10 protein-coding genes and 3 tRNA genes are annotated in these 12,600 nt (G+C 60.7%); 9 read left to right on the forward strand and 4 right to left on the reverse strand.

Annotation, left to right across the window (positions count from 1 at the left end; translation table 11 throughout):
* Nucleotides 1-27: 27 nt before the first annotated feature.
* Nucleotides 28-1,197, forward strand: coding sequence for a peptidoglycan DD-metalloendopeptidase family protein (locus tag Q0367_RS06840; RefSeq protein ID WP_363325841.1), 1,170 nt, complete (start codon nt 28-30; stop codon nt 1,195-1,197).
* 339 nt (nt 1,198-1,536) lie between these two features.
* On the opposite strand, the gene Q0367_RS06845 is transcribed toward Q0367_RS06840, so the two are convergent.
* The gene (locus Q0367_RS06845) at nt 1,537-2,184 is read right to left on the reverse strand and encodes a 50S ribosomal protein L25 (RefSeq protein WP_297638100.1); all 648 of its coding nucleotides are present in this window, start codon (nt 2,182-2,184) and stop codon (nt 1,537-1,539) included.
* Nucleotides 2,185-2,211: 27 nt separating this feature from the next.
* Nucleotides 2,212-2,691 (reverse strand): hypothetical protein, encoded by a 480-nt coding sequence (locus Q0367_RS06850; protein ID WP_297638097.1) that lies wholly within the window; start codon nt 2,689-2,691, stop codon nt 2,212-2,214.
* A gap of 145 nt (nt 2,692-2,836) precedes the next feature.
* On the opposite strand from Q0367_RS06850, the gene uvrC reads away from it, so the two are divergent.
* A complete protein-coding gene (gene uvrC, locus Q0367_RS06855) occupies nt 2,837-4,807 on the forward strand; it encodes an excinuclease ABC subunit UvrC (RefSeq protein WP_297638094.1) in 1,971 nt (656 codons plus the stop codon).
* Nucleotides 4,804-7,371, forward strand: a complete 2,568-nt coding sequence (locus tag Q0367_RS06860) for a cyclic nucleotide-binding domain-containing protein (RefSeq protein WP_298981312.1) — start codon at nt 4,804-4,806, stop codon at nt 7,369-7,371. The genes uvrC and Q0367_RS06860 overlap by 4 nt, the downstream gene beginning before the upstream one ends.
* 9 nt (nt 7,372-7,380) lie before the next feature.
* On the opposite strand, the gene Q0367_RS06865 is transcribed toward Q0367_RS06860, so the two are convergent.
* Nucleotides 7,381-8,184, reverse strand: coding sequence for a metallophosphoesterase (locus Q0367_RS06865; protein WP_297638088.1), 804 nt, complete (start codon nt 8,182-8,184; stop codon nt 7,381-7,383).
* Between the two features lie 112 nt (nt 8,185-8,296).
* Between Q0367_RS06865 and Q0367_RS06870 the strand changes: the two genes are divergently transcribed.
* The 3 genes from Q0367_RS06870 to Q0367_RS06880 all read left to right on the forward strand — a co-directional run bounded on the left by Q0367_RS06870 (nt 8,297) and on the right by Q0367_RS06880 (nt 10,842).
* On the forward strand, nt 8,297-9,199 hold the full coding sequence (locus Q0367_RS06870) for an NAD(+)/NADH kinase (protein WP_297638085.1): 903 nt from the start codon (nt 8,297-8,299) through the stop codon (nt 9,197-9,199).
* Nucleotides 9,200-9,228: 29 nt separating this feature from the next.
* Entirely contained in the window at nt 9,229-9,783 is a 555-nt protein-coding gene (locus Q0367_RS06875; protein ID WP_298981313.1) for a B-box zinc finger protein, read from the forward strand.
* A gap of 126 nt (nt 9,784-9,909) precedes the next feature.
* A complete protein-coding gene (locus Q0367_RS06880; protein WP_298981314.1) occupies nt 9,910-10,842 on the forward strand; it encodes a LysM peptidoglycan-binding domain-containing protein in 933 nt (310 codons plus the stop codon).
* A 102-nt stretch (nt 10,843-10,944) separates the two neighbouring features.
* Here Q0367_RS06880 and Q0367_RS06885 read toward each other — a convergent pair whose 3' ends face one another.
* Entirely contained in the window at nt 10,945-11,736 is a 792-nt protein-coding gene (locus Q0367_RS06885; RefSeq protein ID WP_297638074.1) for an HpcH/HpaI aldolase/citrate lyase family protein, read from the reverse strand.
* A 263-nt stretch (nt 11,737-11,999) separates the two neighbouring features.
* On the opposite strand from Q0367_RS06885, the gene Q0367_RS06890 reads away from it, so the two are divergent.
* The 3 genes from Q0367_RS06890 (at nt 12,000) to Q0367_RS06900 (ending at nt 12,358) form a co-directional block, all read left to right on the forward strand.
* Nucleotides 12,000-12,072, forward strand: a tRNA-Thr gene (locus Q0367_RS06890).
* A gap of 123 nt (nt 12,073-12,195) precedes the next feature.
* A tRNA-Tyr gene (locus Q0367_RS06895) sits at nt 12,196-12,278 on the forward strand.
* A 7-nt stretch (nt 12,279-12,285) separates the two neighbouring features.
* Nucleotides 12,286-12,358, forward strand: a tRNA-Thr gene (locus Q0367_RS06900).
* Nucleotides 12,359-12,600 lie beyond the last annotated feature (242 nt).

Raw genomic sequence — 12,600 nt, forward strand, 5'->3', positions numbered from 1 at the left:
CGCGCGCAGCAGGACGGCGCCTACACCGTGGCCCCAGGCGATACGCTCGGCGCCATCGCCGTGCGCTTTGGCGTCACCGTCGAGGCGCTCGTCGCCGCCAACGGCATCGAGGACCCCAATCGCATTCGCGTCGGTCAAGTGCTGATCATTCCCGACGCCGACGGTTCTGCACCGGCGCCGGCGTTGGCGGCGGCGGAGATTCCGACGACGGTCGTGCGCGCGCAGGCCGGCGACGACATCGCCGTGCTCGCAGCCCGCTACGGCGAAGACCCGACGCTCATCGCCGAGCTGAACGCCACAACGACGACGCATCGGCTCTTCCCCGGCCAACCGGTGCGCGTGCCTGCACGTTCGGCGCCGCCGCCTCGCTTGAACCTGGGCGCCATTTTGACCATCGATGCGCCCGATTCGATTGTGCAGGGGCGCACCGGCCGTCTCTATGTCACGACCAGCCGTCCGGTGACTCTGTTTGGTCGACTCAGCGATCAGCCACTGCATTTCAACGTCCTGGATGCGCAGAGGCTTGTACAATTTGCGTTTATCCCGGTGAACGCGCTGCAGGAGCCCGGCGTGTATACGCTTGAGGTGGGCTACACCACAGCGCGCGGCGTCGATCTGAAACGCACATTTCCGGTGAACGTCGTCGCCGGCCCGTATGGCTACCAGGAGATCGTTGTAACGCAGGAGAAGGCGGATGTCCTCACACCCGACGTCGTGGCCGCCGAGCGAGATCGCGTCGTCGCAGTGTGGTCGCAATACACGCCTGTTTTGCTCTGGCGCGAGCGTTTCCGCCGCCCCATCAGCGTCGACTATCCCACCACCAGCCCGTTCGGCCAGCGGCGCACCTACTCCGTCGCCGACATCGGCAATTTCCACGCCGGACAGGACTTCGGCGCGCCGGAGGGGGCGTTGATCTTTGCGCCGGCGCCTGGCGTCGTCGTGTTGGCGGAGCCGCTCGCCGTGCGCGGCAACGCCGTCATCCTCGATCACGGCGGCGGCGTCTTCACCGGCTACTGGCACATGAGCGAGATCAAAGTGGCGCCCGGCATGCGGGTGGAGACGGGGGACGTCCTGGGGCTGGTCGGCAACACCGGCCTGAGCACCGGCTCCCATCTGCACTGGGAGCTGCGCATCAACGGCGTCGCCGTCGATCCGATGCAGTTTCTCGACGAGCCTCCCTTTGAAACCAAGGAGTAACTTCAGCATGTGCGGGCGGCTGCGAGCCGCACGTCCTTACAGGCCCCGATGATTTGGTTAACCGAGAAGCGCTGCACCGGCAGCGCCTACAGAGGGATGATGGTCTTTTCGTAGGTGCGGCTCCCTGCCGCACTTTCTTAACAGACCATAAAGTCTCGCGGGATCCGAGGAAGCGCAGCTACGAGGTGCTCAGAGTCATTTGTGCAATTTCAGCCAATTCCCCGCAAGGTCCCGCTTCACAGAGAATTCCCCCACCACGCCCCCCTCAAATAAAAAAAGGCCTGAAGCGACGCGGCTCCTCCGCCCGCCTCAGGCCTCCATAGTCTCTCTCGGAGGTCGCTATTCTTCCGATTCTTCTTCGGTCTGTTTGCCCTTCTTGACAACCTCAGGCTCCGCGCCCGCCACCGCCTCGGCCTCCGCCAGTTCAGCCTCAGCAGCGCGCGTCATCATCAGCGAGAAGATGACCTCATCCGGGTCATCGAGATAGGTGACGCCTTGGATCGGCGGCAGGTCGCGCACGTGAATCGGATGCTCCAGCGTCAACGGCGTCACGTCCACTTCGATCTCGGCGGGGATGTCGGCGGGCAGCGCCTCGATGTGCACGATCTCATGCGCCTGGAAGAGCATCAGCCCGGCCGCCATGCCGGAAGGCTTGCCCACGGCGACCACCGGCACCGCCACGCGCTGTTTCTCGTTCATGTTCACCGCGTAAAAGTCGGCGTGCAAAAGCGCATGGCTCACCGGTTCGCGCTGGACCTCTTTGATCAAAATATTGTGAACGCCCCCGCCCGTGACGGAGAGCGTGACCACCTGGGAAGCCCCGCCGGCGTGAAGCGTGCGCTCCAGGTCGCGAGCCGTCACTTGCAGGCTCAGCGGCTCGGCGACGGTTCCATACACGACCACCGGCACCCATCCCTGACGGCGCAGTTGGTTGGTTTTCCGGCCAAAGACCGTTCTCGGCTCGGCGCTCAAGTTCAAGTTCGACATGATGAAAGACTCCTGATCAAATTCGTTTTATTCTACCGGCAATAGACGCCGCTTTGCCATTTTCCAGGCGAGCCGCGTCAGGAAATATCCCACGGCGAAACCGGCCCCGATCGCCAGGCCGGCGACCGGGGAAAGGGCGCTATAGACATCCCCACGGACGTTGACGGCGAAGAGCAGACCGGTGCGAATTTCCCGGCCTTCCACTGTTTTTCCGGCCAGTACGCCCGTATGCAGCGTCGTGGCCTGCACAGACTCCGCAAATGCGGCGCCGATCGCCGCGTCCTTCGCCTCCAAGGAACCCGCCTTAAGCACGCCGGCGGCGGCGTCTTCCATGTAGATGGCAGCCGCCTGCACATGTTGGGCGAATGAATCGCGCAAGGAAACCTGACCGCTCTCCACGCGCTCGACGCTTGAATGGCTCACCTCGGCGCTTTGGCCAGAGAGCTGCTGGCTGGCCCTGGCGGCGTATTCATCCAGTGGATTTTCGTTCAACTCGTCGTTGCCCATAACCGTTTCCATGAATGGTCAAACCGACGCCTGAAAATAGCGCGTCCCTGATTATAACGGACGGCAGGAGTGCGGTCAATTTTTCAACAAGGGGTTGACGCAATGATCTTCAGCGCGCACCAGCCTTATGGTAAAATTGTGAACCATGAACAACCGCATTCCTGAGAAAGTCGCGCAAAAATTGGATAGTCTGCCCACCTCGCCGGGCTGTTATTTGATGCTGGATGCGCACGGTCGCGTCCTTTATGTCGGCAAAGCTGTGGTTCTGCGCAACCGCGTGCGCAGCTATTTTCATGCGTCCGCCAACCATAGCCCTCGCACGCGTGCGCTCGTTTCGGAAGTGGCCGACATTTCCTGGTGGGTGACCAATACAGAGCTGGAAGCGCTGGTGCTCGAAAATGAGCTGATCAAACGCCACCAGCCGCGCTACAACGTTCGCCTCAAAGACGACAAGACCTTTCCGTACATCAAGGTCAACTGGCAGGACGATTTCCCCAAAATTCAGGTGGTGCGGCGCATGCGCAAGGACGGAGCGCGTTACTTTGGCCCGTACACCAGCGCGCGCGCCTGTTATGAGACGCTCGACGCCCTGCGCCGCGTCTTTCCCTACCTGGACTGTGACCGCACCATCACCGGCGCCGATGCGCGCCCTTGCCTTTACTATCACATCAAGCTGTGCGGCGGCCCGTGCATCGGCGCGCAGACGCGCGAGGAGTATCGGGAGACAATCCAACAGCTGATGGATTTTCTGGAAGGCGACAGCGATCGCGTGCTCCGTCAGCTCAAGGAGCAGATGGAGCGCGCGGCGGAGAATTTGCAGTTTGAACTGGCTGCGCTCTATCGCGATCGACTGCAATCGGCGCAGCGCATCGCCGAACAGCAAAAGATCGTCACCGGCGCGATGGAGGACCTGGATTACGTCGCCGTGGCCCAGGACGAACGCACAGGCGACACGGCGGTGCAGGTCTTCATGGTGCGCCATGGCCGGCTGGTCGGGCGCGACAGCTTCATGCTCGAAGGCGCAGAAGTCTTCCAGCTTCAGGAGCAGAACGCCGACGTGGCGGAACAGGACCTAATCGGCGCCGCCCAGATGGAGACGGTGATCGCCGCCTTCATCCAGCAATTCTATGATCAGGCGGCCTTCATTCCGCCTTTGATTTTGGTGCAGGCGACGCCGCGCAACGCGGACTTGTTGGCGCAATGGTTGAGCGAGCATCGCGGCGGCAAAGTCGAGCTGCGCGTGCCCAAGCGCGGGGACAAAGCCGCCGTAATGAAGCTGGCGCAAGAAAACGCCGCCGAGTTTCTGCGCGTGCAACAGGCGACGCGCGCCGCCGATACGCATCGCCAGACGGAGGCGCTCGCCGAGCTGCAGGCGGCGCTGCATTTGGAAAAAACGCCGATGCGCATCGAATGCTACGACATCAGCACGCTGCAGGGAACCAACACCGTCGGTTCGATGGTGGTCTTCGCCAAAGGCGCGCCGCTGAAGAGCGCCTACAAGCGCTTCAAAATTCAGGGCAAGGGCAGCCAGGGCGCGCCGGACGACTTCGCCAGCATGCGCGAGATGCTGCGGCGCCGCTTCCGTCGCCTGGTCGCGTCAGCCAGAGAGGACGATGCACAACGAGCCGGTTCGACGCAGGCGGACGCAGGCGAACGTAGCCGCAACGACGATGAGACGTGGCGCATTCCGCCCGACCTCGTGATCGTCGACGGCGGCAAAGGACAACTGAACGTCGCGGTGGAGGTGCTGCGAGAATTCGGTCTCTTTGAGCAGATTCCTGTGATTGGCCTGGCCAAGAGAGAGGAAGAGATCTACCGTCCCAACGCCCCCGACCCGCTGTGGCTGCGTCGCGGCAGCGCCGCCCTCCACCTTGTGCAGCGCATCCGCGACGAGGCGCATCGCTTTGGCGTCGCCTACCATCGCAACCTGCGCAGCAAGGAGCAGACGCATTCGCGGCTGGACGACATCCCCGGCGTCGGCCCCAAGCGACGCAAGGCGATCCTGCAACACTTTGGCGGCGACATCGAGCGCGTGCGCAGGGCGTCGATCGAGGAGCTGATGGCGGTGCCGGGCGTCACGCGCAAAGTGGCGGAGCGGGTGAAGGAATGGCTATGAGCAAAGACGCTGCGGTGTTCGACGCAACGCCGCTCGATAGTTCACAAATTCGAGCGTTGCAGTTGAATTTCCTTGCAGATGTAAACCCGGCCATCTGGGAGCCGATTTTGCTCGGCGCCATCCACCGTCTCTATCTTCCGCCGTTCAAAATGCTTTATCGCCAGGAGAAGCCGGTCACGGCAGTGTATATTCTGGCGTCCGGACGCATCAATCAGTATCGCGAAGAGACCGTCCAGGGCCAAAAAAGCCGCTTGATTGCACGCACCGTAGGCGAAGGAAAGCTGTTGGGGCACCTGGAGTTTCTCTATGGGATTCCCTACACCACTTACGCCAGAAGTGAAGACGCCTGTGAACTGCTCGCCATCGATGCGCAGGCCTTCAGTCGCCTGATTTATTATTTTCCCGGAATTCGCGAGCGCCTCTTTCCCAAAGAGGTGGCGGATCGCCTGAGCACGTTCCCTTTCATGCGCAGGCTGGCGCTGTCGCCTGCGCTCCATCCGATCGTCAGCGGTTTTCTGGCGGATGAAACGACGCACAAAGTGTATCGGCCAGGACAAACGATCTATCGACGCGGCGATCTGTCGGAGTGCATTTACCTGATCCATCAGGGGCAGGTTCAACTTGAACTGGCCGGTCATCCCAAAGAGACGCACCTGCTGGGCAACGGCGCCATGTTCGGCGCAGCGCAAGACATCGTCGGCTTTATCGGCATGGGCAGCGTTGACCGGTATATGCTGCACGATGCAACTTCCCAGGCAAAAACCGATCTCTATTGTATTCCTTACCATAGCTTCAAGAGCATCACCGGCCTGAATCCGGAAAAAATCATGCACGAAGACATCAATCTTCGTGAACAGATGATCGACCGACTCCCTATGTTTGCGCGCTTGAATGCTGAGGAGCGACGGACCATTGTCGGCTATGTTAGCCACTTTTATTTGCCACATGTTCGTCTGCTCATCCATCAGGGGGAAGTCCCCGACAGCCTGTGGGTGTTGGTAGAGGGTCGCGCCTCCGTCCGCGCACTCGACAAGGACGGTCGTTTGATCAGCAGCGCCACGGCGATCGGACCGACCTATTTCGCCGAACAGGCGCTGTTGGGTCAGGTGTCTCAGGAGTCGACGGTGGAGGCGCAGGCCGGCAGCGAGTGGCTGCGCTTCCACTGGCGCGACCTGGAGGCGGTGTCGAAGCGGTTGGGAGCCGACCTGCGGCCGCGCCTGAAAATCAAGAGGACGGATATCGCAAGCGAACGTTCTCAAAAATCCAGGCAACTCGACTATGAATGGCTGGAGCCGGGCGAGAAAGTCGTGCTGCAAGTGCGTCGTCACTGGATTGCATTTTTTGTCAAAAATACGCCGGCGATTTTGCTCTTCCTTGTGGCGCTTGCGCTGTACGGGTTGTCGGGCTGGGCGGCGGGGTTTGCGCCCGGCCTCGAAGTCTTGCTCCGCGCAGCCATAATCACCGTGCTCGTCCTCGGCGTCGCAGCCCTCATCTGGGGCATCATTGACTATTGGAACGACTGGCTGATGATCACCGACCTGCGCGTGATCCATCAAGAAAAGGTGCTTTTCGTCACAGAAACTCGCGAAGAGGCGTCGCTGGAGCAGATTCAGAATGTCAATCAGTATCGCACTCTGGCGGGCAGATTGTTCAACTACGGCGCCATCACCATCGAGACGGCGGCGACGGTCGGCGTGATTCGCTTTGATTACGCCAAGGATTTCAACAACCTGCGCAAAGAGATCGTAAGTCGGCGCGAGCAGCGTCGACGCCATGCAGAGGCCGCAAACAGATCCTCTATCCAGCAAGCTCTGGAGGCCCGGCTGGGGCTGGCTATCGATATTCCGAGTCGGGTTTATCGAGAAGACACGCCTGTTGCAGGAGACGCGCCTGTTGCGCAAAAGCCGAGCCGGTGGGAACGTCTGTTAAGCTATCTGAAGTTGCAGCCGCATCGCCCGTCGAAAGACCGTATTGTCTGGCGCAAACACTGGCTCATGCTTGCGTCACAGATGGGATTTCCTGTGTTCATCTTCTTGTTGGGGATGCTCTTCATTGCGCTGCCTTGGCTGTCGGAAATATGGGGAGCGCCCAGGGAGGCGCTGCCTTTTCTCAACCTGCTGGTCATTCTCGGCGTGATTGTAATGCTGATTGCGGCGGGCAACCTGCTCTGGACGATGGCCGACTGGCACAACGACACCTACGAAGTGACCGAAGACGAAATTGTGCATGTCGACCGAATGCCGCTCGGCCTCTCCGAAGACCGCAAGAGCGCCAATCTAGGGCGCATTCAGAACGTCACTATGTCGATCCCGTCGCCGCTGCACTGGCTCTTCAACTACGGCGACGTACGCTGTCAGACGGCGGCCGAAGGAGGCTCTTTCGATTTCATCGGCGTACCCAATCCACGCAGGGTGGCGCAGGAAATTTTGAAACGCATGGAAGAATATCGACGACGCTCAGAAAGACAGGCGGCCGTCAACCGCTCGAAGGACCTGCCGGACTGGTTCGAGATGTACAACCGAATTGAGCCAGAGGTGTTAGAGGATCGCATCAACAGCGCCTAGCGGATCGTCTCACCAGCCAAAGCTCAGCCGGTCGATCAGTCGTTTAGGCAGCCTGGCTTCGCGCATCTGGCTCTGCGTCAGCTCGATGGGATACGAAACGCGATAGTGAATCAACGTCATGGTTTCCAGGTCGAGAATCGCATAGGCCGCGCGCGGGTCATTGTCGCGCGGCTGACCGACGCTGCCCGGGTTGACGATCAGCCGCTGCGTGGGCGAAAGCTCAAGATGCACCGCCATCTGCGCCGGCAACTGCAGGTAGTCGACCGTCGCCATGCCCTGCATCTCGTGATCGTCCTCACCCTCAGCCAGCGATTCAAAGAAACGCCAACGATAGATGGCCGGCTTGTGTGTGTGGCCCACCAGGCAAAGCAAATCGTCAAACGCAGCGAAGTTTTCAAGCGCAATCGAAGGCGTCAGGATGTACTCCCAGACCGGTTCGCGTGGGCTGGCGTGGGTCACCAAAATCTCCGACGTCTTCGGCGGATGCACCGGCGTACAGGGGAGTTGCTCCAGATAACGCCGATTCTCCTCGCTCAGTTGCTCGCGCGTCCACAACACGGCATGGCGCGCCTGCGGGTTGAAATCCTCCACGTTGACGCCCGGCTTGTCCAACACCGCCCAGTCATGGTTGCCCATCACACACAGTTCGGCGCGCTCGCGCACGAGCTCGATGCACTCGTTGGGCCTCGGCCCATAGCCGACGAGATCTCCCAGACACCACAGGGCGTCGTACTGCCCTTCGGCGTCGTTGAGAACCGTTTCCAGCGCCGCAAGGTTGGCGTGAATATCGGAAATGATCAGCACTCGACTCATGCACACAATCATACCTCAGTTTCGCCGCCAGGACGACTTCATGATAAGGTTTTTGCGTAGATTTACGATGCACTGATTTACGATGCACAATGGAGATCAAGGTCGGTCATCCATGGCGACGCAGATGAGCAGGGCGAACATGGGCCAACAAAACGGCGCAGGGTTCACGCACGTAGGCATCCTTCATCACCCCAAAAAGCCGGAGTCCTTCGCGCTGGCGGAGCAGATCGGCGACTTCCTGCGTGCGGCGGGCGTCCCTGACATCTGGCGCGAATCCGCTTGGGAACTGGAAGTGACCGCCGCCCATCTGCCCAGCGTCGACCTGCTGATCACCCTGGGCGGCGATGGAACGCTGCTGCGGGCTGCACGCATGGGCGCCCGCTACGCCGTGCCCATGCTCGGCGTCAAGATGGGGCGGCTCGGCTTTCTGGCCGAAGTGCAACCCAACGACTGGGAGACGCCGCTGAGGGCGATCCTGAACGGCCAATACTGGATCGAAGAGCGCTTGATGGTGCGCATGCATCTCGAGCGGCTGAATCCTCGCAACGGCGTCAGCGAGGTGGTCTGCACGTACGACGCGCTCAACGACGTCGTGCTGAGCCGCGGCAACCTGGCGCGCGTGGTGCGCATCAGCGCCGAACTGGATGACGGATACCTGACAACCTACACCTGCGATGGTTTGATCGTCAGCACAGCCACGGGCAGCACGGGCTATGCACTGGCGGTCGGCGGGCCGATCATGCCTCCGGAACTCCGCAACATTTTGTTGATTCCGATCGCCCCGCATTTGAGCATGGACCGCGCCATTATCCTGTCGGAGGGGGTGACCATTCGCCTGCACGCCACCAGCGACTATCCTCCCATGGTGACGGTGGACGGCCAGGTGGTCGTGGAGGTGCAGGAAAACGATCAGGTCGTGGTGGTCGGCAGCCCGCATCTGGCTCGCTTTGTGCGCGTGCGAGAGCGCAACTATTTCTATCAGACGTTGATGGAAAAAATGCAGTGGACGATCTGAAGACGAGCTGAAACCGAGGGAAGCGACGCATGACCACATCTCCGTCGAACCCGGCGGCGCATGATCCCGCCGATGTCGCTACAGCAATGTATTGCGCCAATCATCCAGACACAGAAACCTATCTGCGCTGCAACAAGTGCGGCAAACCGATCTGCCTGAAATGCGCCGTGCTGACGGAGGTGGGCTATCGCTGCAAGGAATGCATTCGCGAGCAGCAGAACGTCTTTTACAACGCCGCCACGGCGGACAACCTGATCGCGTTCGCCGTAGCCGCAGGCGTCACGCTGATCGCCTGGCCGCTTGTCGCCTGGCTTTTCCGTCTCACCGGCTTTTTCGGATGGATCCTGGCCATTCTGATCGGCTCGGGCGCAGGCGCTTCGCTCGCCCAGATGATTCGCAAAGCGGTTGGCCGTCGCCGCGGCCGCTATATTCGCCATTTCACGCTGGCCGGCATTGTCGTAGGGCTGGCCCTGAGCGGCCTGCTCACCGGCTTGCTCTTCGGCAGCTTTTTTTCATTCTTCACCCTGGGCGGGTTGCTCTTCCTTGTCCTGGCGATCGTCACCGCCTATCAGACCCTGCGCTGACGCAAACGCAGCGGCGAATCTCCGCCCCCTGGCCGACGACGGTTCGCGCATGGAATTGTGAAATCGCCGCCTAATTGCTATAATTGTTGCGGTTCTGGTTTCTACATCACCGGGGGAGGTACAGCCGTGCACGCTCGACACCTGCTTCTTGGCCTTTTGCTCCTGACGGTCGCTCTGTTGGCCGCCTGCACGCGCGAACGTCCCACGCCGGCCGCTGACGCAACAAGCGTGACGGAAGCGCAGGGCGGCGCCGAACCGGTGGTCGAAGTGCTGGACGTGCAGACGCCCACTGCATCGGCGCCCGCACGCGAAACCAGCACGCCCACGCCCGAACCCACGCCGACGCGCGCCATCTTTCAGTATACGGTTCAGGCCGGCGACACCCTCTCCGCCATTGCGAGGCGCTTTAACGTCTCTCCCCAACAATTGCGCGAGCTGAACAATCTCGTCGACGACAATATCTTTGCGGGCCAGGTCCTGCGCGTCCCAGAGGGAGAGCCAACGCCGACGCCGGAGCCTTTCCGCCATATTGTGCAGCCCGGCGAGACGCTGTTCGGCATTGCCATGGAATACGGGGTCAATGTGAATGTTCTGGCCGAAGTGAACGCAATTCTCGACCGAGACAATCTCCCTGTCGGGAAAGCGTTGCTGATCCCCGGCGTCGCTCCATCTCCTGCGGCGGAGGGGGTCGCTGCACCCACCGCAGAGGGCGGCGGCGCAGCGACGAGCGGTCAGGAGGTTGTGACCCACGTCGTGCAGCCCAACGAAACGTTGAACAGCATTGCGTTGGACTACGGCGTCTCCGCCGCAGAGATCGCCGCCGCCAACGCCATCGCCAATCCGAACCTGCTGCGCGTGGGGCAACGCCTGGTCATCCCCGGCGTCACCCCGCGTCAGGTGATGGAGAGACGAGGCGTCTGGCACACCGTGCAGCCCGGCGAGAGCCTTTCCGGCATCGCCCAGCGCTACGGCGTAAGCATGGAAACGATCATGACAGCCAACGACCTGCGCGATCCCAATACCATTGTCGTCGGACAGCGGCTGCTGATTCCGCGCTAAACCGGCGCCCCTAGGGGAGGCGACTCTCTTGCAGGAAGCTGCGAAGCCTCCTGCAAGCTTATAACCTCCCTCCAGATCACTCCAGAAGCGAAGCTGTATGCATCAATACGGCCCTTGAACCTGTTCTTTTGTCCGTTCGCCGCGCACTGCGCTCACCACGCGCTTCGCCTCCGTCTCTAACAGGCCGGCGTCGGTGGACACCGTCACCAACTGGAAGCCTTTTTCGATCATGCTTGCGGCGTAGACGGGCGTAGCGGTGTGCAACCCCGCCACTTTGCCGTGACGCTTCGCCGCGGCCAGGATCGTCTCCAGCGCCTCCACCAACACGGGGTCGGTCTGATCGGTGCGCTGCGTGCGGCCGAGCGCCAGGCTGAGATCGGCGGGGCCGATGTAGAGTGCGTCGATGCCCGGGGTGGCGGCGATGGCGTCGACGTTCGCCAGTCCTTCGGCGGTTTCGATCATGGCGATCGCTAAAATCGTCTCGTTCGCCGCCTCTGGGTAATCAGGGCCGGCGTAGAGCATGGCGCGTTTGGGACCATAGCTGCGGAACCCCGCCGGCGGATACCGGCAGGCGCCTGCGAACAGAGCCGCCTCCTCTGCGTTGTTGATCATTGGGCATATGATCCCGTAGCAACCTGCATCGAGCAACTTCATCATGATGCCTGGTTCGTTCCAGGGCACGCGCGCCAGCGGCGTCACACTCGTCGTGGAAATGGTCTGCAACATCGTCACGGCAGTCTGGTAGTCGATCAAGCCATGTTGCAGATCGATCGTCAGGCAATCGAAGCCCGCCTGCGCCATAATCTCCGTCGAAAAGGTGCTGGGAATCGTGAGCCAGCCACAGAGCGCCGCCTCTCCTTGCGACCAGAGCGTGCGCAATCGATTCTCTCGCATACACTACCACCTTAAACCTTGCTGTTGCACCGGAGCGGGTGCGTCGGATCACATATCCGGAAAACAGTAGCACAGGGTGTGCCCCCTGTCAATCTTCAGGCGTCCCCCGAAATTTCAAGGCATGGACCACGGTCTCGGCGCTCGAAACCGATGCTTTAGCGAAATTTTTACAGCCCGGCAATTTGACCCTTCAGGAGGATATGTTTATAATTAACTATCGTGCGCAGTCTGTGTTGTGCACAATGACCGAGCAGCATTCATGTGCCGGCGTAGCTCAATCGGCAGAGCAGCTGTCTTGTAAACAGCAGGTTATCGGTTCGAGTCCGATCGTCGGCTCTGCCAGAGGTCGAGCAGTACGAGATGCGAAAATCTCGTTGGCCTGTCTGTAATGCTCGACAAACTTGTCGGGCGACGGGCGAAAAGCTTCGCTGGCATTGTGGTGTGTGCAGTCGCATACATGGGCGGGTGCCCGAGTGGACAAAGGGAGCTGACTGTAAATCAGCCGGCTAGCGCCTACGGTGGTTCGAATCCGCCCCCGCCCACAGTCTTGCCCACATAGCTCAGCAGGTAGAGCACATTCTTGGTAAGAATGAGGTCACCGGTTCAAGTCCGGTTGTGGGCTCTCCGATGTTTGTGTGCGCGCTCGGTTGAATACAAACGGGCGCGTTTCATATTTTGTGAGCGCTGAACCGCCCGTTTTTGGGCGGTTCGTTGTTCACTGGGGAAGTTTATTCACGCAAACACTTCGGTGAAGATTGAGAATCATTTTTAAGGGAGGCGTTTACTGATGTCCAAGGCAGTATTTCAGCGGACGAAGCCCCACGTGAACGTGGGGACGATTGGGCACATCGACCACGGGAAGAC

This window comes from uncultured Caldilinea sp. (genome assembly GCF_937128415.1).
Classification (GTDB): Bacteria; Chloroflexota; Anaerolineae; order Caldilineales; family Caldilineaceae; genus Caldilinea.

Coding starts and splice junctions, on each gene's coding strand:
- Q0367_RS06845 (WP_297638100.1), bottom strand. CDS start 2,184: ATGTCGAACTTGAACTTGAGCGCCGAGCCGAGAACGGTCTTTGGCCGG.
- Q0367_RS06850 (WP_297638097.1), bottom strand. CDS start 2,691: ATGGGCAACGACGAGTTGAACGAAAATCCACTGGATGAATACGCCGCC.
- uvrC (WP_297638094.1), top strand. CDS start 2,837: ATGAACAACCGCATTCCTGAGAAAGTCGCGCAAAAATTGGATAGTCTG.
- Q0367_RS06860 (WP_298981312.1), top strand. CDS start 4,804: ATGAGCAAAGACGCTGCGGTGTTCGACGCAACGCCGCTCGATAGTTCA.
- Q0367_RS06865 (WP_297638088.1), bottom strand. CDS start 8,184: ATGAGTCGAGTGCTGATCATTTCCGATATTCACGCCAACCTTGCGGCG.
- Q0367_RS06870 (WP_297638085.1), top strand. CDS start 8,297: ATGGCGACGCAGATGAGCAGGGCGAACATGGGCCAACAAAACGGCGCA.
- Q0367_RS06875 (WP_298981313.1), top strand. CDS start 9,229: ATGACCACATCTCCGTCGAACCCGGCGGCGCATGATCCCGCCGATGTC.
- Q0367_RS06885 (WP_297638074.1), bottom strand. CDS start 11,736: ATGCGAGAGAATCGATTGCGCACGCTCTGGTCGCAAGGAGAGGCGGCG.